Raw genomic sequence first — 21,496 nt, 5'->3', positions numbered from 1 at the left:
AAGACATGACGGTTTTGAGTCAGCTTCGTTTCGAAACGAAGGCAGCCCCGTCCGGAAGGGCTGTCACCGGACTGACATCTGATTTTCTTCAGACGTTCATGAAAAAGTCTTGGAATGCAGCCGATGCCGGCCGGGGTGCCGGCATTCCACCTATTTCAGGAGTTCTCCCGATGCGTTCCCTCAAGCTCCGACTGCTGGCAGCCGCCGCGGTCGCTACGTTTTCGCTCGCGGCGCAAGCCACCGACGTCACTGGCGCAGGCTCCAGCTTCGTCTACCCGGTGCTGTCGAAGTGGTCGGCTGCCTATGCTGAGAAAAGCGGCAACCGCGTCAACTACCAGTCGATCGGTTCCGGCGGCGGCATCGCGCAGATCCAGGCGGCCACGGTCGATTTCGGCGCCTCCGACAAGCCGCTGAGCGGCGCGGATCTGGAAAAGTTCGGCCTGGGCCAGTTCCCGGTCGTGATCGGCGGCATCGTGCCGGTGTTCAACGTGGCGGGCGTGGCCCCGGGTGCGATGAAGCTCGACGGCACCGTGCTGGCCAACATCTTCCTCGGCAAGATCACCAAGTGGAACGACCCGGCGATCGCCGCGCTGAACCCGGGCCTGACCCTGCCCGACCTGAAGATCACCATCGTGCACCGCTCCGACGGTTCGGGCACCAGCTTCAACTTCACCAACTACCTGTCCAAGGTCAGCCCGGAGTGGAAGAGCAAGGTCGGCGAAGGCACCGCCGTGCAGTGGCCGGCCGGCATCGGCGGCAAGGGCAACGAGGGCGTGGCCGCCTACGTCAAGCAGATCCGCGGCGGCATCGGCTACGTCGAGTACGCCTACGCGCTGCAGAACAAGCTCAGCTACGCCGGCATGAAGAACGCCGCCGGCCGTTTCGTGATGCCGGACGACAAGACCTTCTCCGCTGCCGCCGCCACCGCGGACTGGAAGTCGGCCAAGGACTTCAACCTGATCATGACCAACGCGCCGGGCCAGGACGCGTGGCCGATCACCGCCACCACCTGGGCCATCATGTACAAGAAGGCCAAGAAGCCGGCGTCGTCGAAGGCCGCGCTGGACTTCTTCAAGTGGTCGTTCGAGCAGGGCCAGCCGCAGGCCAAGGCGCTGGACTACGTGCCGCTGCCGGAGCCGCTGGTCAAGCAGATCGAAGCCTACTGGGCGCAGAACATGAAGTAAGCCGGCGTCTCGCCCGTCCGGCGCTCGCGCGCCGGCACGGCGATGTCCCGAAGGCGCGGACCGCAGGGTCCGCGTCTTTTTTTGTCCCCGCTGGAGGAGCCGTGCGCAGGCCCAGGGGGGCACGCCGCCCTGCCCTGCCACGGTTCCGGAAGGCGGCGCGAGCGCCGCATCCGGTGAGGGCGTCCGCCAACCAGTCCGCAAGTCATCTCGCTGTAACAAAAATATCATTTCATAGCGAGCATCCGCCGGATGTCCCGGCGCTCTTCGCTACGGAGTGACCCCCATGAAACTGCAGCCGGCGCGCATTGCCGTCCTGTCCCTCGCCCTGGCCTTCGCCGTCACCGCCTGCCAGCCCGGCAACGGCGACAAGCAGGGCGCCGCCGATGCGGCAGGTGGGACGCCCGCTGCCGCGCCGGCCGCCGGCGCCAAGACCGCGGCGGAGATTTCCGGCGCCGGTGCCTCCTTCATCTACCCGCTGATCTCCAAGTGGTCGGCCGACTACAACGCGGCCACCGGCAACAAGATCAACTACCAGTCGATCGGTTCCGGCGGCGGCATCGCCCAGATCAAGGCCGGCACGGTCGATTTCGGCTCTTCCGACAAGCCGCTGGACAGCGCCGAGCTGGCCGCGGCCGGTCTCGGCCAGTTCCCCTCGGCGATTGGGGGGGTGGTGCCGGTGGTCAACCTGGACGGCATGGACGCGGGCAAGCTGCGGCTGACCGGCCCGGTGCTGGCGGACATCTTCCTGGGCAAGATCAGCAAGTGGAACGACCCGGCGCTGACCGCGCTGAACCCGGGCGTGACCCTGCCCGACACCAAGATCAACCTGGTGCACCGCTCCGACGGCTCGGGCACCAGCTTCAACTTCACCAACTACCTGTCCAAGGTCAGCCCGGAGTGGAAGGGCAAGGTCGGCGAAGGCACCTCGGTGCAGTGGCCGGGCGGCGTCGGCGGCAAGGGCAACGAAGGCGTGGCCTCGTACGTGCAGCAGATCAAGGGCTCGATCGGCTACGTCGAACTGGCCTACGCGCTGCAGAACAAGATGCCGTACGCGTCGATGCAGAACGCCGCCGGCAACTGGGTGCAGCCCAATGCCGAGAGCTTCGCCGCGGCCGCCGCGTCGGCCGACTGGGCCAACGCCAAGGACTTCAACCTGGTCATCACCAACGCCTCGGGCGCGCAGGCGTGGCCGATCACCGCCACCAACTTCATGCTGATGCACAAGCAGGCCAAGGACCCGGCGCGCAGCAAGGCGACCCTGGACTTCTTCAAGTGGGCCTTCGAGAAGGGCCAGCCGCAGGCCGACGCCCTGCACTACGTGCCGCTGCCGCCGGAACTGGTGCAGCAGATCGAGTCCTACTGGAGCAAGGAATTCAAGTAAGCGCCACCGCGGTGCGCACTGCGCGCACCGCGGCGGCAACCGGCGACCGGCGGTGCAGTCCAGGCGCCGCCGGTCGCCGTCTCGGCAACTTGTGATTCGGACTTTCGGGTTCCCGCCTGTGCGGGAGCGATGCAACCACCCACCGCGCGCGGTCATCCCCGCCGCGGCCACGATCGGAGCGCGCAGGCGCGTGCTCCGGCGACGACCGAGCCCATGAACAGCACTGTCCTTCCCGAAGCGATGTCGGCGCCACGCGGACGCGACCTGCGTGACGCCCGCGCCGACCGATTGTTCCGCTGGATCCTCACCGCCACCGTCGTTTTGGTACTCGTCGCCCTGGGCAGCGCTGCGCTGTCGATGCTGTGGGGCGGCCGTCATGCCCTGCAGCTGCAGGGCATGAGCTTCTTCTACTCCAGCGAGTGGAACCCGGTCGAGAACAAGTACGGCGCACTGGCGCCGATCTACGGCACCCTGGTGACCGCCTTGATCGCGATGCTGATCGCGGTGCCGGTGAGCTTCGGCATCGCCTTCTTCCTGACCGAAGTGGCGCCACGCTGGCTGCGCGGCCCGGTCGGGACCGCGATCGAACTGCTGGCCGGCATCCCGTCGATCATCTACGGCATGTGGGGCCTGTTCGTGCTGATCCCGATCATGTCTGAGTACGTCACGCCCTGGCTCAACGACCACCTCGGCACGTTGCCGGTGATCGGCCCGATCTTCCAGGGACCCCCGATCGGCATCGGTCTGCTCACCGCCGGCTTCGTGCTGGCGATCATGGTGATTCCCTTCATCTCTTCGGTGATGCGCGAAGTGTTCCTGACCGTGCCGACCCGGCTCAAGGAGTCGGCCTACGCGCTCGGCTCCACGCGCTGGGAGGTGAGTTGGGACATCGTGCTGCCCTACACCCGCTCGGCGGTGATCGGCGGCATCTTCCTGGGCCTGGGCCGCGCGCTCGGCGAGACCATGGCGGTGGCCTTCGTGGTCGGCAACACGGTGCGCCTGTCGCCCTCGCTGCTGGAGCCGGGCACCACCATCGCCGCGCTGATCGCCAACGACTTCGGCGAGGCCACCGGCGATTACCGCTCGGCACTGCTGCTGCTGGGCTTCGTCCTGTTCCTGGTGACCTTCGTCGTGCTGGCGATCGCCCGCCTGATGCTGGCGCAACTGTCGCGCAAGGAGGGCAACTGAGATGGCCGCCGACATCGCACACCGCCTGTACAACCGCCGCCGCGTGGTCAACTTCGTGGCGCTCACCCTGTCCTGCCTGACCGCGCTGTTCGGGCTGGTGTTCCTGGCCTGGATCCTGTGGACCCTGCTGGCCAAGGGCATCTCCGGCATCAACCTGGACCTGTTCACGCGCATGACCCCGCCGCCCGGCGAGGACGGCGGCCTGGCCAACGCGTTCTTCGGCAGCGCGGTGATGTGCGGCCTGGCGCTGCTGATCGGCACGCCGCTGGGCGTGGCCGCCGGCACCTGGCTGGCCGAGTACGGCAACGCGCGCAAGACCGGTCAGGTGGTGCGCTTCGTCAACGACATCCTGCTGTCGGCGCCGTCGATCGTGCTCGGCCTGTTCGTCTACACCCTGTACGTGATGCAGACCGGCGGCAATTTCTCGGCGCTGGCCGGCGCGCTGTCGCTGGCCTTCATCGTGCTGCCGGTGGTGGTCCGCACCACCGACGAGATGCTGCGGCTGGTGCCGGCGCAGATGCGCGAGGCCGCGCTGTCGCTGGGCATCCCGCAATGGAAGGTGACCATCCAGGTGCTGTACCGCAGCGCCTCTGCCGGCATCGTCACCGGCGTGATGCTGGCGCTGGCGCGCATCAGCGGCGAGACCGCACCGCTGCTGTTCACCTCCTTCGGCAACCTGTACTGGAACAACAACATCCTCAAGCCGATGGCCAGCGTGCCGGTGGTGATGAACAACTTCGCCGGCAGCCCCTACCCGACCTGGCAGCAACTGGCCTGGTCCGGCGCGCTGGTGCTCACCGTCTTCGTCCTGCTGGTCAGCCTCGGCGCGCGCGCCCTGCTGGTGCGCAACAAGATCTCCAACGATTGATTCCCCTATGGACCCGGCCATGAACGATCACCACAACGCCGCCCCGATGCACCGCATCGCCATGCCCAACGGGCACACCGCGCTGGCGCCGTCGCCGGTCAAGATCGCCGCGCGCGGCTTGGACTTCTACTACGACAAGTACCACGCGCTGAAGGGCATCAACCTGGAAGTGCCGGAGAAGCGCGTCACCGCACTGATCGGCCCCTCCGGCTGCGGCAAGTCCACCCTGCTGCGTATCTTCAACCGCATCTACGCGCTGTACCCGAAGCTGGAAGCGCGCGGCGAGGTGCTGCTGGACGGCGAGAACATCCTCTCGCCGAAGTACCCGATGAACCGCCTGCGCAGCAAGGTCGGCATGGTGTTCCAGAAGCCGGTGCCGTTCCCGATGACCATCTTCGAGAACGTCGCCTACGGCATCCGCCACCACGAGAAGCTGTCCAAGGCCGACATGGCCGACCGCGTCGAGCAGGCGCTGCGCCAGGGCGCGCTGTGGGACGAGGTCAAGGACAAGCTCGGGCAGAGCGCGCTGGGCCTGTCCGGCGGCCAGCAGCAGCGCCTGTGCATCGCCCGCGCGGTGGCGCTGCGTCCGGACGTGCTGCTGCTCGACGAGCCGACCTCGGCGCTGGACCCGATCTCGACCAGCCGCATCGAGCAGCTGGTGGAAGAGCTGAAGAACGACTACACCATCGTCATCGTCACCCACAACATGCAACAGGCCGCGCGCGTGTCCGACTACACCGCCTTCATGTACCTGGGCGACCTGATCGAGCACGACCGCACCGAAATCATCTTCTCGCAGCCGAACAAGCAGCAGACCGAAGACTACATCACCGGCCGTTTCGGCTGAGCCGCTGCAGCCGCCGCTGCCTCGTCGGAGCGGCCGCGCCCGCCGCCCCACGGGCGGGCGCCCGGCGACGCCAGCACCGCACCGCCAGGCATGGCCGCGGCGACACCAACGCACCTATTGGACCTACGACATGAACACTCAGCCCAACGAGCACATCGTGAAGAGCTACGACGAAGAACAGCATCGCCTCGCCGCCGAGATCGTGCGCATGGGCGAAACCGCGGTGGCGCAGTTGGAAGCGGCGCTGGACGTGGTCGAACGCCGCGACGACAACGCCGCGCTGCGCATCGTCGTCAACGACGAAGCGATCGACGCGCTCGAGCACTCCATCAGCCACGACGTCATGCGCCTGGCGCTGCGCGGACCGATGGCGCGCGACCTGCGCGAGATCCTGGCCGGCCTGCGCATTCCCGCCGACGTCGAACGCATCGGCGACTACGCCGCCAACGTCGCCAAGCGCTCGATCGCGCTGAACATGTCCCCGCCGATGCCGCAGACCCTGGGCCTGCGCCAGCTCGGCAAGCTCGCCGCCGAACAGGTGCGCGCGGCGCTGGCCGCCTACCAGAACAACGACGCCGACGCCGCGCTGCTGGTGCGCCAGGGCGACGCGCAGCTCGATGCGCAGTACACCGCGCTGTTCCGCGAGCTGCTGACCTACATGATGGAAGACCCGCGCAACATCACCCCGTGCACGCATCTGCTGTTCATGGCCAAGAACCTGGAGCGGATCGGCGACCACGCCACCAACATCGCCGAGAACGTGTGGTTCCTGGTGCACGGCGACGAGCCGCTGCCGCCGCGCGACAAGCGCGACGAGACCAGCTCCACCAGCGGCATCTGATCCCCGGCGTGCGGACCGGCCATGCGCCGTTCCGCCGCCGCTGGCGTCCCCGGGCTCCGTGCGCAACGGAGCCTTTTTTGTCGCCACGCACCGCCGCATGCAACGCGGTGCGGCAGCGGGTAGGCTTGGCGCACTGCCGGACATCCCGACCGGCACCCGTCCATCGCCAGGAGCCTGCGCATGTCCACGTCGTCCCGTCCGTCCTCTGCCCTCGCCGGTGCGGTCCTGCTTGGCGGGATCGGCCTGTCCGCCTCCGCGCTGGCCATGACCGACCTCGCCCAGGGCTATGCGCTGGGCGCGCAGGCTGCCGTCACCCCGCCGCAAAACACCGAGGCGACCACGCCTGCAACGCCGACGCCCGCGCCGCCGGCGCAGGCCAAGCAGGCCGCCGATCCGGCCAAGGCCAGCGAAGGCGGCTGCGGTGCCAAGGCCGGCGACGGCAGCTGCGGTGCGCACGCCCCGGCGGCGCCACCGGCCAAGCCCGCGGCGGCCGGGAGCGCCGCCACGCCCCAGGCCAAGCACGACGACAAGGCCATGGCCGAAGGCAAGTGCGGCGAGGGCAAATGCGGTGGCAGCCTCTGAACCACCCCGGTACGACGCCCGGCCGCTGGCCGCGGCCAGCGCCGGTCTCGGGCTGCGCCGCGGCCTGCTGCAGGACCTGCTGCAGGCGCCGGCGGATGCGTTCGACTTCCTCGAATGCGCACCGGACAACTGGATCGGCGTCGGCGGCCGCCCCGGGGAACTGCTGCAGACGCTGAGCGCGCGGCATCCGCTCAGCTGCCACGGCCTGTCGCTGTCGCTGGGCGGTGTGGCGGCGCTGGACACCACCCTGCTGCAGCAGACCCGGCAGTTCCTCGACCGGCACCGGGTCGCGCTGTACAGCGAACACCTCAGCTACAGCGCCGACGACGGCCACCTCTACGAACTGCTGCCGCTGCCGTTCACCGACGAGGCGGTGCGCCACGTCGGCGCGCGCATCGCCCAGGTGCAGGACGCGCTGGGCCGGCGCATCGCGGTGGAAAACGTCTCCTACTACGCCGCACCTAGCCAGACGATGAGCGAAGCCGCCTTCGTGACCGCAGTGCTGGCCGAGGCCGACTGCGACCTGCTGCTGGACGTCAACAACGTGCACGTCAACGCCAGCAACCACGGCGACGACGCGCTGGCCTTCCTCGCCGCTCTGCCCAGCGCACGCATCGCCTCGTACCACGTCGCCGGCCACCGCGACGACCAAGCCAGCGGGCTGAAGATCGACACCCACGCCGCGCCGGTGGCCGACCCGGTGTGGACCCTGCTCGCCGCCGCCTACCGCCTGCACGGCGTGCGTCCCACCGTGCTTGAGCGCGACGGCCAGTTCCCGCCGCTGGGCGAGCTGCTCGACGAAGTGCAGTGCATTCGCGCCGCGCAGGCGCATGCGCAGTCGCCCGACGCATGAGCGATACCCTGCGCGCGCAGCAATTCGCGCTGACCCGGCACCTGCGCGATCCGCAGCGCTACCCGGCGCCGGCCGATATCCCGCCGCAGCGCCTGGCGGTGTACCGCGCCCTGTTCTTCGACAATCTGGCGCAGCTGCTGAGCGGCCAGTTCCCGGTGCTGCGCGCCACCCTCGGCGACGCCGACTGGGGGGCGCTGCTGCGTGCATTCTGCGCCGAACACCGCGCCCGCACGCCGCTGTTCCCGCGCCTGGGCGAGGAACTGGTGGCGTTCCTGGCGCAGCGCGCACCCGATCCGCAGCATCCCTGGCTGGCCGAACTGGCGCACTACGAAACCGTGGAACTGCAGGTGCAGATCGACGATGCGGCGCTGCCGCCGCACGATCCGCGCGGCGACCTGCTCGATGGCATCCCGCTGCTGTCGCCATGGCTGCGCCTGTTGCGCTACCGCTGGCCGGTGCAGCGCATCGGCCCGGCCTGGCAGCCGGACACGGCGCCAGCGCAGCCGACCTGTCTGCTGGCGCGGCGCGAGGCCGACGGCCAGGTGCGCTTCGCCGAACTGGCGCCGCTGGCCTATGCCGTGCTGGCGGCGCTGCAGTCCGGCACGCGCAGCGGACGCGCACTGCTGCTGGATCTGGCCGCCGCGCACGGCCTTGCGCCTGCTGCCCTGCTGGACGAGGGCGCGGCCCTGCTGGAACGGCTGCGCGCGCAGGGCAGCGTGCTCGGCACGCGTTTGCCCGAGTGACGCCGCGGCGGCCGGCGGCCGCGCTCTGCTAACCTTGGCGGATGAACGATTCGGTCGACAGTCCCTCGCAACCCCTGGTCATCACCCCGATGTCGCGGCGTTTCCGCGGCTACCTGCCTGTGGTGGTTGACGTGGAAACCGGCGGTTTCGACTGGAACAAGCATGCGCTGCTGGAGATCGCGGTGGTGCCGATCGAGATGGACGATTTCGGTCAGTTGTATCCCGGCGTCACCGCCAGCGCGCACGTGGTGCCGGCGCCCGGCACCCTGATCGATCCGAAGTCGCTGGAGGTCACCGGCATCGTCCTGGACCATCCGTTCCGCTTCGCCAAGCCCGAACGCGAGGCGCTGGACCATGTGTTCGCGCCGGTGCGCGCGGCGGTGAAGAAGTACGGGTGCCAGCGCGCCATCCTGGTCGGCCACAACGCCCATTTCGATCTCAACTTCCTCAACGCCACGGTCGCCCGCTGCGGCCACAAGCGCAATCCGTTCCATCCCTTCAGCGTGTTCGACACCGTCACCCTCGCCGGCATCGCCTACGGCCAGACCGTGCTGGCGCGCGCGGTGCAGGCCGCCGGCTTCGACTGGAACGCCGCCGACGCGCACAGCGCGGTCTACGACACCGAGCAGACCGCGCGCCTGTTCTGCAAGATTGCCAACGCCTGGCCGGCCCCACCGGTCGGCGCAGCGCCATAGCCGCGGCATGGATTGCAAGGCACGCGCGCGCCGCCAGCCGCTCGCATGACCCGCCACCTGCTGTTCGTGTGCAGCCGCAACCGACTGCGCAGCCCCACCGCCGAACAGGTGTTCGCCACCTGGCCCGGCGTGGACACCGCCTCGGCCGGCGTCGACCACGACGCGGACACCCCAATCACCCCGGAACTGCTGGAGTGGGCGGACATCGTCTTCGTCATGGAACCGGCGCATCGCAACAAGCTGTCGCGGCGGTTCAAGCGCCATCTCGGCCGCGCACGCATCGTCTGCCTCGACATCCCCGACGACTACGGCTACATGGATCCGACGCTGGTGCAGCTGCTGACCGCGAAGGTGTCGCGGCACCTGCCTGCGCGCTGATCCTGTGCTCGCCCGCCGCACCCAGCGCGCAGACGCCCCCCACGAACGATCACCCTTCCAGTGAACAAGACCGACGCCCTGACCTTCCTGCGCGCGCAGCAACCGCTGCCCGACGACGACCAGCTCAGCCAGAACCTGATCGACGCCTACGACGCGGCGAGACGGCTGTTTGTCGCGGATCCCGATCGCGCCGCGCTCCCTCTGTTCCTGCGCTCCTTCGGCAACGGCGATGGCTGGGGTGTCTACCCGCTGGTCGAGGACGTGTTCCATGCCTGCGACCGCAGCGATACCGTCGCCGCGATCCGGGAGGCGCTGGAAGATCCCACGCTCCCTGGCGGTAGCCGCTACTGGGTTACGCAGTTGGCCGCCGCCTTTGCGGATCCGACCTTGCGCGCGGGGCTGGCCCTGTCGTTGCGGTCGGAACGTCCAGACACCCGTGAGGCGGCGGAGATGGCGCTGGAGATGTTGGACCAACACGCCGCACGCTGAAACGCTCGCGTCTGCGATCACGCGACAAGGTAGAACGACAGCACTCGATCCGCATGCCCGGACGCATGCACTCAGCCCACGCACACCCGATCGCGCCCCATGCCCTTGGCACGGTACAGCGCGCCATCGGCGCGCTCCAGCCACTGGCTCGGCGTGTCGTCCGGGCGCAGCGCGACCAGGCCGGCGCTGAAGGTGACGCGCAGCGCCGGCGCCTCGGGCGCCCACTGCAGGCGTGCATGGAACAGGTCGCGCAGGCGCGTGGCCAGGCGCTCGGCGTCGGCCAGCGGCGTGTCGCCGAGCAGCACCGCGAACTCTTCGCCACCCAGGCGCGCCGGCAGGTCGGAGGCGCGGCAGGCGCTCAGCAGCAGTTGCCCGACTTCGCGCAGCACCGCATCGCCGGTGGCATGCGAGTAGCCGTCGTTGATCTGCTTGAAGCGGTCGATGTCCATTACCAACAGGCACAGCGGCGCGCCACTGCGCTGCGCGCGCTGCATGCTGTGCACCAGCACCTCGTCGAAGTGGCGCCGGTTGGGCAACGCGGTCAGCGCATCCTCGTGCGCCAGGCGCTCGAACGCAGTGGCCTGGCGCTGCAGTTCCGCCAGCAACTGGCTCTTTTCGGCATCGGCCTGCAGCAGGCGCTCGGTCTGCAGCCGCAGCGCGCTGGTGCGCCGCGCCACCAACCGCTCCAGGCGCAGGGCGCGACGCTTGTAGCGCGCGATCAGGTAGCGGTACAGCAGCACCAGCGCCAGCAGCAACGCCACCGCGGCCGCCGCATGGACGCTGTGCCGCTGCCACCACAGCGGCGCCACGCTGAAGCGCCACACGGCTTCGCGGGTGCTCCAGGCGCCGTCCGGATGCGCCGCGGCCACGTGCAGGGTGTAGTCGCCCGGCGGCAGCCCGATGAACTCCACGCTGCGCTGGTTGCCGCGATCGATCCAACCGGTGTCCAGGCCGTCGAGCCGGGTGCGGTAGCGGATGCGCTCGGGCAGCAGATAGCTGAGGCCGACATAGGACACGGTGATGCGCTTGGCGCCGGGCAGTTGCGACATGTTCTGCCAGGGGAAGGGCTGGCCATCCAGCAACACGCTCTCGATCGCCGCCGGCGGCGGCAGGCGATCGCGGAAGCGCGCCAGGCGCCGCGGATCGACCATGCTGACGCCGCCGGCGGTGACCAGCCACACCGTGCCATCGTGGCGCAAGATCATCGACGGCCCGGAGCTGCCATTGCCCTGGGCGTTGGACATGCCGTCGATCTCGTCGTAACGGCTCACCTGCAACCGCGCCTGGCGGCCGTCGGCGACCGCGTCCAGCGCCGCCGCGGTGGTCCGCAGCACGCCGCGGTTGCTGCTGATCCAGACGTTGCCGAGGCGGTCGCGGACCAGTTGGAACACCGTGTCCACCGGCATGCCCTGCTCCAGCCCCACCCGCGCCAGCTGGCCGTCGCGGTCGCGGTGCAGGCCGCGGTCGGTGGAAATCCACACATCGCGGCCCAACGCCTGGAATCCGAACACGGTGCGCGCGCCGCCCAGCGGTTCCAGCGCCAGCTTCCGCACCCGGCCATCACGCAGTACCGCCGCGCCTTCGACCGAGCCGATCCACAGTGCGCCCTCGACGCTGGCCAGGGCGGTGATCAGGCCGCGCGGCAAGCCGGGCACGTCCGGCACCGACAGCCGGTCGCCGTCGATGCGCATCACCCCGCTTCGCGTGCCGATCCAGACCGTCCCAGCGGCATCGACGCTGAGCGCACGCACCTGCCCGCTGGGCAAGCCCTCGTTGGTTCCGTAGTGGCGCACGACGCGGCCGTCGCGCAGGCGGAACACGCCGTCGGCGTAGGTCCCCATCCACAGGTCGCCGTCGCGGCCGCGCGCCAGGCTCAGGACCGATGGCGCGTCGCGCAGCGCAACCGGGGCGATGCGGCCATCCGGCGCCATCCGGTCCAGCCCGGCGGCGCTGCCGATCCACAGCGCGCCGTCCGGCGTCTCCAGCAGCGCGCGCACGTAGTCGCCACTGAGTCCGTCGCGGCGGGTGTAGCCGGCGAACAGCGTCTCGCGCAGCCGGAACAGGCCGCCATTGGCGCCGATCCAGATGCTGCCCTCGGCGTCCTGCAGCAGGCTGACGATGCGCCCGTTGGGCAGCACGTCGCCCGGCAGCATGCGCTCGATGCCGTGCACACTGATCCGCAGCAGTCCCTGGTTCTCGGTGCCCAGCCAGATCGCGCCATCGCGGTCGCGCAGCATCGAGGTGAAATGGCCGTAGCCCGGCAGGTGCTGCACCAGCACCGCCTGCTCGCCCTGCAGTCGGTACAGGTTCTCGCCGGCCACCAGCCACAGCGAGCCGTCCGGTGCCCGATACGGCCAGGCCAGCCCCGGCGGCAGGCCGAACGCGGCCGGCGCGCGCCGCAGCACGCCCTGCGGGTCGCGGTACAGCAGGCCATCGAGACTGCCGATCCAGATCCGCCCCTGGTCGTCGGCGGCCATGTGCGGGAAGCTCGCCGCCAACGGCAGGTCGCGCGGCGCCGGCTGGTAATCGAAGCGACCGTCCGGCCACAGGCAGCCCAGGCCGTTGCCTTCGAACAGCAGCCACATGCGGCCGTCGCGGTCCTGGGTCATGGCGTGGATCAGCGCATGCGGCCAGCCCGGCGGCTGCCGCCAGAAACGCCAGTTGCCGGCCGCATCGTGGCGGCCGAGATTGCCGCGCGAATCGCTCAGCCACAGCGCGCCGGCGCGGTCCACGTACAGCGAGCCCACGCCGTTGTCGGGCAGGCCCGGGCGGGTGCTGCGGTCGATGACGGCGAAGTCCAGGCCGTTGTAGCGCACCAGCCCTTCCCAGGTGGCGAACCACAGGCGGCCGTCCGGGGTCTGCGCCAGATCGCGCAGGGAGTTGTGCGGCAGGCCGTTGCGCGAGGTCCAGGAATCGATCGCGTAGTCGCGTAGCGGCGGCACCCCGTCTGCGCCACCATCGGCGGCCACGGCGCGCCACGCCACGCCCAATGCCAGCAGCAAGAACAGCAGCACCGGCCACGCGCGCCCGCGGTCGCGTGCTGTCTCACCCCTCCCCCTGGCGACGCTCACTGTCCCGACCCGATCCGACGCAGGCGGGGCGCGACAGGACCCTGGCGCGGGGGTCCAGCGTCAAGGGGACGGGGGCGACACAGACTCATTACCGGAGCGGAACACGGGACGAGCGCCCATGGTAGGCAAAAAAGCGTCGCTGCGGGTGTAGGCCGTAGCAGGCTGCGGGAAAAGGACGTGTGAAGATTGCGCGGCGGTTAAGCCGGAGCGGCCTTCGCAGAGCGCAGCAGCAACAACATTCCATCGCAGCACGCTCCCTTCTCCCATCGGGAGAAGGTGCCCCGCAGGGGCGGATGAGGGGACGGGCGAAGCCTGGGAAGACATCGATCGCAGCGGCGACAAGGGGCGAGCGAAGCCTGGTGTCGTCCTGATGCGCGATGGCTTCGCCCCGTACCCTCACCCCAACCCCTCTCCCGGGGGGAGAGGGGCTTTGCTTGCTCCAGGCATGAAGATGCGCTGACGGCTTCACAACCGCGGCATCAATGCACCGGGCGCTCAGCCCAGGCGCTGCCGTACCGCTTCGAACAGGGTCACGCCGGCGGCGACCGAGACGTTGAGGCTCTCGATCTCGCCTGGCATCGGGATCCGCACCAAGCCATCGCAATGCTCGCGGGTCAGCCGGCGCAGGCCGTCGGACTCGCCGCCCAGCACCAGCGCCACGTTGCCGCGCAGGTCCTGCGCGTACAGCGAGGTCTCGGCCTCGCCGGCCAGGCCGTAGATCCACACGCCCTGCTTCTGCAGCTCGCGCAGGCAGCGCGCCAGGTTGGTCACCGCCACGATCGGCAGGCGGTCGGCGGCGCCGGCCGAGGTCTTGCGCACGGTGGCGTTGACCGGCGCCGATTTGTCCTTGGGAATCACCACCGCGGTCACCCCGGCCGCGGCGGCACTGCGCAGGCAGGCGCCGAGGTTGTGCGGATCCTGCACACCGTCCAGCACCAGCAGCAGGGCGCGGCCCTCGGCGGCGCTGACCAGGCCTTCCAGTTCGCTCTCGGCCCAGGTCCGCGCCGCGGCATAACGCGCGGCCACGCCCTGATGGCGCACCGAGCCGCCGACGCCGTCCAGCGCCTGCGTGTTCACCCGCCGCACGTCGATGCCCTTGCGCCGCGCGTTCTCCTCGATCTCCTGCAGACGCGGATTCTTGCTGCCCGCTTCCACCAGCACCTCGCGCACGTTGTCCGCGTCGTTCTCGATCGACGAGGCCACGGCATTGACGCCGACGATCCACTGGTTCTGCTTGCTCATGAGGCGGGACTACGCGTAAGGAAAGCGGGCATGGTAGGGGTTGTGGCCGCTGGCGTCATGCCTGGGGGCTGGGAATGGGGAATTGGGAATTGGGAATGGTAGAAGCGGCTTGGCCGCGACGTCGTGCTTTCCTGCGATGCCCGGGGCATGCGTGCCGCGGCGGCAAGAACACCGACGCAGAGTCATCCAGTCAGGGCGCGGCGCGGCCTTGTGGGAGGGACTTCAGTCCCGACGCGGTGAACTGGGGAACCCCGGCCTGCTGCCTGGCGCGCCGATGACCCGAGGTTGCCGGCACCGACACGCTCCGCTCGTCGTCGGCACTGCCCATCGCACCTCAAGCCGGCCAGCGCTCGGTGTCGTGGTCCGGATGCTGGCGGGAGACGACATCGGCCAGGAACGGCGCGGCGGCCAGATCGCCTTCGGTGCGGATCGCCGACAGCCGATGCAGGGCGTCGACGAATGGCAGCTTCGCCTCGATGCCGTACTGGATGGTCGGCGGCAAGGCCTCCGGATGGTCGAAGGCGCCGGCCGCGATGGCGACGCCATCCGGGGCCTCGTAGGTCAGCGGCGTGCCGCAGTCGGCGCAGAAGCCGCGCTGCACCAGGTTGGACGAGGCGAAGCGCCTGGGCGCGCCGCGGGTCCAGGTCAGGTCCGCACCACGGGTGGAGACCAGCGGCGCGTAGTAGGCGCCGAACGCCTTCTGGCACATCCGGCAATGGCAGATCGAGGCGTCGTGCAGCCGCCCGCGCACGCGGAAACGCACCGCACCGCACTGGCAACCGCCGCTGTACTCCTGCTCCATATCCGCTCTCCGCTGCGAACCGCATCGCGCAGGTGGCTCCCGCACGACGCACGGGAAGCGCGATCGCGGCGGCCGCCATTCGGTCGCCGCGACGCTGCGCCGTCAGTACTTCTTTTTCTTGCGCTTGGCCGGCTGCCCACGCGGCGGCGGCGGCAACTCGTCGTGTGCCGATTCGCCTTCTTCGACCAGGCGGAAGTCGATCTTGCGCTCTTCCATGCTCGCCTTCAGCACCAGGATGCGTACGCGGTCGCCAAGGCGGAACTCGCGCCCGCGGCGCTCGCCGGTCAGGGTCTTGCGGGTGGCGTCGAAGTGGTAATAGTCCTGCGGCAACTGGGTCACGTGGATCAGGCCGTTGACCTTGGACTGGTCCAGCTCGACGAACAGGCCGAAGCTGGTCACGCCGCTGACCACGCCGTCGAACTGCCCGCCGACGTGCTTCTCCATCCACGCGGCGCGGTAGCGCTCGTCGACCTCGCGCTCGGCCTCGTCGGCACGGCGCTCGCGCTCGGAGCACTGCAGCGCCAGCGCCGCCATCGCGCGCGGCGCGTACAGGTACTTGTCCGGCGCGCCGCGGGTCAGCGCGTACTTGATCGCGCGGTGCACCAGCAGGTCCGGATAGCGGCGGATCGGCGAGGTGAAGTGCGCGTACGCCTCCAGCGCCAGGCCGAAGTGGCCGGCGTTGTCGGGCGAGTACACCGCCATGCTCTGGCTGCGCAGCAGCACCGATTCCAGCAGCGCCGCGTCCGGACGCTCGCGCACCTTCTTCAGCAGCTTGGTGTAGTCGCCCGGTACCACCTTGCTCCACGCCGGCAGGCTCAGCTTGAATTCCTTGAGGAACTCCAGCAGGTCGGCGTACTTGGATTCCGGCGGGCGCTCGTGCACGCGGAACGGCGCCGGAATGTGCGTTTCCAGCAGGTAGCGCGCCGCGGCCACGTTGGCGGCGATCATGCATTCCTCGATCAGCTTGTGCGCGTCGTTGCGCACCAGCATGCCGGCCTGGGTCACCTCGCCGGTGTTGTCGAGCACGAAGCGCACTTCCGCGGTCTCGAACTCGATCGCGCCGCGGCGCGCGCGCGCCTTGGCCAGGATCTGGTACAGCTGATGCAGCCGCTCCAGCTGCGGCAGCACCGCCGCCACGTCCTTGCGCACCTGCTCGTCTTTTTCGCCGACCGCCTGCCACACCTGTTCGTAGGTGAGCCGCGCGTGCGAGTTCATCACCGCCTCGTAGAAGCGCGCACCGGCCACCTCGCCCTGGCGGTCGATCTGCATGTCGCAGACGAAGCACATGCGGTCGACCTTGGGGTTGAGCGAGCAGATGCCGTTGGACAGCGTCTCCGGCAGCATCGGCACCACGAAACCGGGGAAATATACCGAGGTCGCGCGCTTGACCGCCTCGGTGTCCAGCGGCGTGCCCGGACGCACGTAGTGCGACACGTCGGCGATCGCCACCACCAGGCGGAACCCGTCGGCGTTGGACTCGCAGAACACCGCGTCGTCGAAGTCCTTGGCGTCGGCGCCGTCGATGGTCACCAGCGGCGTCTGCCGCAGGTCCACGCGGCCCTTGATCGCCGCCGGCTCCACCGTCAGCGGCACCGCCGCGGCTTCGTCCAGCACCTCTTGCGGGAACTCGTAGGGCAGCTCGTGGCCATGGATCGCCGCTTCCACCAGCAGCGACGGGGTCAGCTTGTCGCCCAGCACGGCGATGATCTTGCCGATCGGCGGGCGCCGCGCATCCGGCGCGGAGGTGAGTTCGCACACCACCAGTTGCCCGTCGCGGGCCTCGCCGACGGCGTCGGCGGGGATCTGCACGTTGCGCTGGATGCGCTTGTCGTCCGGCACCACGAAGGCGATGCCGGCTTCCAGGCTGAAGCGGCCGATCATGCGGGTCAGGCCGCGCTCGAGCACGCGCGCGATGCTGCCCTCGCGGCGGCCGCGGCGGTCGATGCCGGTGACGTTGGCCAGCGCGCGGTCGCCATGCAGCACCTTGCGCATTTCGTACGGCGGCAGGAACAGGTCGTCGCCGCCCTCGTCCGGGCGCAGGAAGCCGAATCCGTCCGGATTGGCGATCACCACACCGGGGATCAGGTTGGTCTGCTGCAGCGGCGCGTAGCCGCCGCGGCGGTTCTGCACGACCTGGGCTTCGCGCAGCATCGCACCCAGGCGCTTGCTCAGCGCTTCCTTGCGGGTCGGCTCGGTCAGACCGAGCTGTTCGGCCAGTTCGTCCAGGGTCTGCGGACCGTCGCAGCGTTCGAGCAGTTGCAGGATCGCCTCGCGGCTGGCGATCGGCTGCGCATAGCGCTCGGCCTCGCGTGCGGCATAGGGGTCGTGGATCGGCGCGGCAGTGTCGGGCGCGGCCGCCGGCGGCGGCGACGGAGGGTGCAGCGGTTGCAGCGGCGGCTTGGGGCCGCGGCGCAGGAAGCTGGGCATCCAGGCGGGCAGACGCGATTTCTTCGGCGTATCGGAGGTGGGCGCGTCGCCGGACGCGGATTTGCCGGGCTTGCCGGACTTGCTTTTGCGAGTTGTCATCCGCGCATGGTACTCCCATGCAGGTGGCCGTCACCCGAACCGGGCGGCGCGCTGCGGCGAACGTGCGCCCCAGAAACGACGAAGCCCGCGTCAGCGGGCCGGTCGGTGCGAGAGTTCAGCGCTCTCGCGATCTTGCATGTGGTGCCCAGGAGAGGACTCGAACCTCCACGGTTTTACCCGCTAGTACCTGAAACTAGTGCGTCTACCAATTCCGCCACCTGGGCGCTGAAGGCCGCGAATTCTGCGGTGCCGCCGCGACCTTGTCAACGCCTATTTTTGCGCCGCTCTCGATTGCCGGCATCGATGACGCGATCCGACCGCGGCACGCAGCGGTGCCGCGCACATCCCAACCGCCGCGCGGCTGTGCACGCGCGCACGCTTCGGCGGTGCGCGGATTCGACGGAAAACCGCATGCGCGATGCCGATTCCGACACAGCGTTGTCACAAGCGGACCCGCTTCGAAGATCCGGCGTGACCGCCGCGGGAGTTCGCGATTTTGTCGGTTGACCCGGATCGGCGCCCCGCTAGTTTGCATCCGGCAATCCGTCGCCCTCCCCCACGCTCCGGAGCATCCCCATGCACAGCCTGTCCGCCTCCCTGCTCGCCGCCGCCCTGTTCGCCAGCGCCACCAGCGCCTCCGCCGCCACCGCCGGTGCCGACGACGCCACGCTCAATTCCCTCACCGAGATCCAGCGCGCCCTGGACAGCGGCGCCTCGGTCGCCGTGGCGATCGACCTGAGCCAGTGCACGCCCACCTCCGGCGGCGCCACCCCGAGCCAGACCCGCGGCGGCCTGCGCATCGGCGCCTACCGCGTCACCGCCGACGGCACCCTGTCCTTCGCCGACGAGCACGTGACCGTCGGCCGCGACGGCAAGCCGATCCAGCAGTTCCTGCGCTACCAGGTGCATCCGGACAACAGCATCGACTTCACCATGTTCGTGTTCGCCCTGCCCAGCTACCAGCAGACCGGCAGCACCCTCGGCTACCGCTGCGCGATCAACCAGGGCCTGCGCTTCAACGTCGGCTACTGAGGTCGCCACCGACGCGTCCGCGACGGCGCTGCACTGCCGCCGTCGCAAAACGCTTGACAGCGCCTGCTGCCACGCGCACAATTCTCGTTCTGAGTTGCCCAGGTGGCGGAATTGGTAGACGCACTAGTTTCAGGTACTAGCGGGTAAAACCGTGGAGGTTCGAGTCCTCTCCTGGGCACCACGACCGACAGGTCGAGCAAGATCTCAAAACCCGCTTCGGCGGGTTTTTTGTTGGCTGCACGCAGGCCGCGGCGCTCAGCGCTGCGGCGGACGCAACGGACCGATGTCCACGCGCACGCCCTTCACCCACACCGCCACCTTGTAGGCACGGTAGCCCGGGTTGTGGCGTTCGGCCGCACGCGCGGCCAGGTAGGCATTGGCGGCATGCACCAGCACCTGCAAGGACGGCTCCAGTTGCGCGACGCGCCGGAGTCTCACTTCGTAGGTGGCCATGCGCCCTCCCCCACGTACCGGCAGGCGCCGCGTCGTGCCGCGATCGGCCAACGCATGGCGGCGGCGCACCGCGGCGCCGACACCCTCGTGTCCACAACCTCCATGTCCTGCATGCGCATCCTCGCGCGTCCGTGCATTCCGCACCGCACGAGTATTGAATCTCCGAACAATTGGAGTCAAGCGTGACTGTACGACAAGCCGGCGGATGCTCCATATCTTGGTAGGCCCGCCGTCCCCCAAGGCCCACCGCGATGAATAGCTTCGGCGAGCGTTTGCGCGAAGCCAGAAAAGCCGCCGGGCTCACCCAGGAGCAGTTGGGCTTCGCGCTGGACGTCACCAAGTCCTCGGTGTCGGCCTGGGAGAACGACCGCGAAACGCCGAGCTTCCGCCTGCTGCCGACGCTGCGCAGCGTGCTGAACCGCTCGCTCGACGAACTGGTGTGCGGGGTCGGTCCCGGCAAGCGTGTGCAGGACCTGCCCGCCGACTATCCGTTGCTGGCGCAGGACGCGCAGGAGCGCGCCCTGCTCGCGCGCTATCGCAACGCCTCGGTGCGGCGCCGCGAAGCCGTGCTGGAATTGCTCAAGCCGGACAACGGCTGAGTCACACTGGCGGCGCGTGTGGCGTTCGGGCATCGCCAGTAACGACGGAATGTCGTTCGCAGCAGCGGCTTCAGCCGCGACCAAACGCTACCGGCATGCCCGTCGCGGCTGAAGCCGCTCTTACGAGGACAACCACGCTTCCCGCTGAGTCGCGGCACGCGTGCTGTTCGAGACGCTCTTCAGCCGCCGACGCCGAGCGTGCGCAGCGCCTCGCCCCAGATCGCGTAGCCCGCTTCGCTGGGATGGGTGCCATCGGGCATCAGCGCCGCCGGCAGCGTGCCGTCCGGCTGCAGGAAGCGCGCGCCGATGTCGAGCCAGCGCACCTGCGGGTCGTGGGCGAAGCGCGCGGCCAGCAAGCGGTTGGTCTCCAGGATCGGCGCACGCTGCGGCGCATCGGCGGCGAAGCCGCGCGGGAAGATGCCCATCAGCACGATCCGGCTGCGTGGCAGGCGCCGCCGGATCTCGGCGACCACCGCCGCCACGCCGTCGGCGGTCTCCCTCGGCGTGTTGGTGCGCGCATGCTCGGTGCCGGCGAGGTTGTTGGTGCCGAGGTTGATCACCACCCAGCGCGGCGCCAGACCGTCGACCTCGCCCTGGCGCAGCCGCCACAGTACGTTCTGGGTGCGGTCCCAGCCGAAGCCCAGGTTCAGCACCCGCGCGTCGCCGAAGGTGCGTTGCCAGGCCTGCGCGCCATTCACCCGGATCGCCTGCGGCGCGCCCGCCCAGAAATGGGTGATCGAGTCGCCGAGCATCACCACCTGCGGCTGCAACTGCCGCGCGGCGTCCAGCGCGGCATGGTGGCGGCCGTACCAGTCGTAGGAATCCTGCTCCAGCCAGGGCACGGCGATGCGCGCGGTGTCGACGTCGGTCATCGCGTCCAGCGGCACCCGCGGCGCCTCGTCGAGCAGCCGCGCCAGGGTCGGCTCGATGGCCTCGGCCATGCGCCGCTGCCCACGCGTGTCCGGATGCAGCGCGCCACTGCCGGGACGCTGCCGCGGATCGTAGAACAGGCTCGGGTCCAGCGTGCCGTCGACGCGCTGGAACACGGTGCCGATGTCCAGGTAGGCCACACGCGGATTGTCGCCGTAGCGCACCGCCAGCGCGCGGTTGACCTCGGCGTCGCGCGCACTCTTCTGCGCCGACAGTGCGCTGGGCAGCAGGCCGAGCAACAGGATGCGGGTGCGCGGCAGGCGCTGCTCCAGCGTGGCGACCACCGCGTCGATGCCGCGCACCGTGTCCGCCGCGCTGTGCCCTTCGTGGCCGGTGTTGTTGGTACCGATCAGCAGGACCGCGACCTTGGGCCGCAGGCCGTCGACCTCGCCGTGCTGCAGACGCCACAGCACGTGTTCGGTGGCGTCGCCGCTGAAGCCGAGGTTGAGCGCGCCGCGGCTGCCGTAGAAGGTCTGCCAGGTCGACTGGAAGTCTTCGTCCGGTGCCTGCGCCTTCTCGTCGTTCTGGGTGATCGAATCGCCGATCAGCAGCAGCGGCGCATCCGGGTGCGCACGCACCTGCGCCAGCACCTGCTGGTGGCGCTCGGCCCACCAGGCTTCGTGCAGGCGATCGGCCGGGGTCACCGGCACCGGCGAGGCCGCCGGCGGCGGCGCGGCCTGCGCATGGTCCGGGTGCGCACCAAGACATAGCAGTACGAGGACGGCCGCGCGCGGAAGCGATGCGGCGAAGCGGGCGCCGAAGGCGCGAAGAAAGCGCTGCATGTGCGGGGCT

Annotated in this window: 20 protein-coding genes and 2 tRNA genes; 15 read left to right on the top strand and 7 right to left on the bottom strand. The window is 69.6% G+C overall.

Annotated features, from left to right (window positions below):
* The first annotated feature begins 170 nt into the window (after positions 1-170).
* From pstS (RAB70_RS10995) to RAB70_RS10940, 12 genes are all read left to right on the top strand, one after another.
* Complete coding sequence (gene pstS, locus RAB70_RS10995) at positions 171-1,184, top strand: phosphate ABC transporter substrate-binding protein PstS (protein WP_017910159.1); 1,014 nt, start codon at positions 171-173, stop codon at positions 1,182-1,184.
* Positions 1,185-1,467: 283 nt separating this feature from the next.
* The gene (pstS, locus tag RAB70_RS10990; RefSeq protein ID WP_148828066.1) at positions 1,468-2,565 is read left to right on the top strand and encodes a phosphate ABC transporter substrate-binding protein PstS; all 1,098 of its coding nucleotides are present in this window, start codon (positions 1,468-1,470) and stop codon (positions 2,563-2,565) included.
* Positions 2,566-2,778: 213 nt separating this feature from the next.
* Entirely contained in the window at positions 2,779-3,753 is a 975-nt protein-coding gene (gene pstC / locus RAB70_RS10985) for a phosphate ABC transporter permease subunit PstC (protein ID WP_026143658.1), read from the top strand.
* 1 nt (position 3,754) lies between these two features.
* The gene (gene pstA / locus RAB70_RS10980) at positions 3,755-4,621 is read left to right on the top strand and encodes a phosphate ABC transporter permease PstA (RefSeq protein WP_017910162.1); all 867 of its coding nucleotides are present in this window, start codon (positions 3,755-3,757) and stop codon (positions 4,619-4,621) included.
* Positions 4,622-4,640: 19 nt separating this feature from the next.
* Positions 4,641-5,468 carry a phosphate ABC transporter ATP-binding protein PstB gene (gene pstB, locus RAB70_RS10975; RefSeq protein WP_010343978.1) on the top strand — a complete coding sequence of 276 codons (828 nt, stop codon included), beginning with the start codon at positions 4,641-4,643 and terminating at the stop codon, positions 5,466-5,468.
* 130 nt (positions 5,469-5,598) lie between these two features.
* A complete protein-coding gene (gene phoU, locus RAB70_RS10970) occupies positions 5,599-6,309 on the top strand; it encodes a phosphate signaling complex protein PhoU (protein ID WP_017914020.1) in 711 nt (236 codons plus the stop codon).
* A 180-nt stretch (positions 6,310-6,489) separates the two neighbouring features.
* Positions 6,490-6,891 (top strand): hypothetical protein, encoded by a 402-nt coding sequence (locus RAB70_RS10965; RefSeq protein WP_148828065.1) that lies wholly within the window; start codon positions 6,490-6,492, stop codon positions 6,889-6,891.
* Positions 6,878-7,744 (top strand): DUF692 domain-containing protein, encoded by an 867-nt coding sequence (locus tag RAB70_RS10960; protein WP_148828064.1) that lies wholly within the window; start codon positions 6,878-6,880, stop codon positions 7,742-7,744. The genes RAB70_RS10965 and RAB70_RS10960 overlap by 14 nt, the downstream gene beginning before the upstream one ends.
* On the top strand, positions 7,741-8,487 hold the full coding sequence (locus RAB70_RS10955; RefSeq protein WP_148828063.1) for a DUF2063 domain-containing protein: 747 nt from the start codon (positions 7,741-7,743) through the stop codon (positions 8,485-8,487). The genes RAB70_RS10960 and RAB70_RS10955 overlap by 4 nt, the downstream gene beginning before the upstream one ends.
* A 41-nt stretch (positions 8,488-8,528) precedes the next feature.
* Positions 8,529-9,182: a ribonuclease T gene (rnt, locus tag RAB70_RS10950; protein WP_017911007.1), complete on the top strand. Its 654-nt coding sequence runs from the start codon at positions 8,529-8,531 to the stop codon at positions 9,180-9,182.
* Between the two features lie 45 nt (positions 9,183-9,227).
* The gene (locus RAB70_RS10945; protein ID WP_148828062.1) at positions 9,228-9,560 is read left to right on the top strand and encodes a low molecular weight protein tyrosine phosphatase family protein; all 333 of its coding nucleotides are present in this window, start codon (positions 9,228-9,230) and stop codon (positions 9,558-9,560) included.
* A 60-nt stretch (positions 9,561-9,620) separates the two neighbouring features.
* Positions 9,621-10,049, top strand: coding sequence for a hypothetical protein (locus RAB70_RS10940; RefSeq protein WP_148828061.1), 429 nt, complete (start codon positions 9,621-9,623; stop codon positions 10,047-10,049).
* Positions 10,050-10,120: 71 nt separating this feature from the next.
* On the opposite strand, the gene RAB70_RS10935 is transcribed toward RAB70_RS10940, so the two are convergent.
* The 5 genes from RAB70_RS10935 to RAB70_RS10915 all read right to left on the bottom strand — a co-directional run bounded on the left by RAB70_RS10935 (position 10,121) and on the right by RAB70_RS10915 (position 17,914).
* Complete coding sequence (locus tag RAB70_RS10935) at positions 10,121-13,063, bottom strand: ligand-binding sensor domain-containing diguanylate cyclase (protein WP_148828060.1); 2,943 nt, start codon at positions 13,061-13,063, stop codon at positions 10,121-10,123.
* Between the two features lie 552 nt (positions 13,064-13,615).
* The gene (rlmB, locus tag RAB70_RS10930) at positions 13,616-14,362 is read right to left on the bottom strand and encodes a 23S rRNA (guanosine(2251)-2'-O)-methyltransferase RlmB (RefSeq protein WP_017913459.1); all 747 of its coding nucleotides are present in this window, start codon (positions 14,360-14,362) and stop codon (positions 13,616-13,618) included.
* 334 nt (positions 14,363-14,696) lie between these two features.
* Positions 14,697-15,164 carry a GFA family protein gene (locus RAB70_RS10925; protein ID WP_148830537.1) on the bottom strand — a complete coding sequence of 156 codons (468 nt, stop codon included), beginning with the start codon at positions 15,162-15,164 and terminating at the stop codon, positions 14,697-14,699.
* Between the two features lie 102 nt (positions 15,165-15,266).
* The gene (rnr, locus tag RAB70_RS10920) at positions 15,267-17,690 is read right to left on the bottom strand and encodes a ribonuclease R (protein ID WP_148830536.1); all 2,424 of its coding nucleotides are present in this window, start codon (positions 17,688-17,690) and stop codon (positions 15,267-15,269) included.
* 139 nt (positions 17,691-17,829) lie between these two features.
* A tRNA-Leu gene (locus RAB70_RS10915) sits at positions 17,830-17,914 on the bottom strand.
* A 352-nt stretch (positions 17,915-18,266) separates the two neighbouring features.
* On the opposite strand from RAB70_RS10915, the gene RAB70_RS10910 reads away from it, so the two are divergent.
* Together RAB70_RS10910 and RAB70_RS10905 are read left to right on the top strand one after the other, a co-directional pair.
* A complete protein-coding gene (locus RAB70_RS10910; protein ID WP_148828545.1) occupies positions 18,267-18,722 on the top strand; it encodes a VirK family protein in 456 nt (151 codons plus the stop codon).
* 96 nt (positions 18,723-18,818) lie between these two features.
* A tRNA-Leu gene (locus tag RAB70_RS10905) sits at positions 18,819-18,903 on the top strand.
* Positions 18,904-18,977: 74 nt separating this feature from the next.
* On the opposite strand, the gene RAB70_RS10900 is transcribed toward RAB70_RS10905, so the two are convergent.
* Positions 18,978-19,175, bottom strand: coding sequence for a hypothetical protein (locus RAB70_RS10900; RefSeq protein ID WP_010343993.1), 198 nt, complete (start codon positions 19,173-19,175; stop codon positions 18,978-18,980).
* A 251-nt stretch (positions 19,176-19,426) separates the two neighbouring features.
* On the opposite strand from RAB70_RS10900, the gene RAB70_RS10895 reads away from it, so the two are divergent.
* The gene (locus tag RAB70_RS10895; protein WP_017910998.1) at positions 19,427-19,774 is read left to right on the top strand and encodes a helix-turn-helix domain-containing protein; all 348 of its coding nucleotides are present in this window, start codon (positions 19,427-19,429) and stop codon (positions 19,772-19,774) included.
* A gap of 179 nt (positions 19,775-19,953) precedes the next feature.
* Here RAB70_RS10895 and RAB70_RS10890 read toward each other — a convergent pair whose 3' ends face one another.
* A complete protein-coding gene (locus RAB70_RS10890; RefSeq protein WP_148828544.1) occupies positions 19,954-21,486 on the bottom strand; it encodes a GDSL-type esterase/lipase family protein in 1,533 nt (510 codons plus the stop codon).
* Positions 21,487-21,496: the final 10 nt, after the last annotated feature.

Origin of the sequence: Xanthomonas sontii, from assembly GCF_040529055.1 — a bacterium.
Classification (GTDB): Bacteria; Pseudomonadota; Gammaproteobacteria; order Xanthomonadales; family Xanthomonadaceae; genus Xanthomonas_A; species Xanthomonas_A sontii.
This window is presented reverse-complemented; position numbering and strand designations above follow the sequence as displayed.